Source organism: Photorhabdus akhurstii, from assembly GCF_018448925.1.
GTDB lineage: Bacteria > Pseudomonadota > Gammaproteobacteria > Enterobacterales > Enterobacteriaceae > Photorhabdus > Photorhabdus akhurstii.
Genome location: NZ_RCWE01000148.1, coordinates 1 through 303, shown reverse-complemented (window position 1 = coordinate 303; position 303 = coordinate 1). Strand labels below are relative to the sequence as shown.

Annotated in this window: 1 protein-coding gene; it reads right to left on the bottom strand. The window is 57.8% G+C overall.

Features of this window, described 5'->3' with window-relative positions; genetic code table 11:
* The coding region (locus EAE93_RS25410) for a DUF6531 domain-containing protein (protein WP_332009648.1) at positions 1 to 127 on the bottom strand (127 nt) is incomplete at its 3' end.
* Positions 128 to 303 lie beyond the last annotated feature (176 nt).

Here is a 303-nt window from a genome sequence, read left to right as displayed (position 1 = left end):
GCAGAAATACCAGCGGCAGGGTCTGGCCGAGGGTGATATCGGTCCGCTGGTCAAACAGCTGGCCGGTGGTGACGTCAATCGGGTCGCCGGTAAAGAATTTTTTCGTCGCTTCCCGGTAACGTTTCACGCCCTGAGTTTCTTTGAAGGCGGTTTTGGCACAGCAGAAGGTTTTACCCGATATCACTTTTCCGGCATGCCGGGCACCGGCAATCGCCCCGCTGACGGCCTTTTTACCGGCCTGTCGGGTAAACAGCTTACCCAGCCCTTTAAGGGCGCCTCGTGACGGCGGCGCCAGAAATTCAA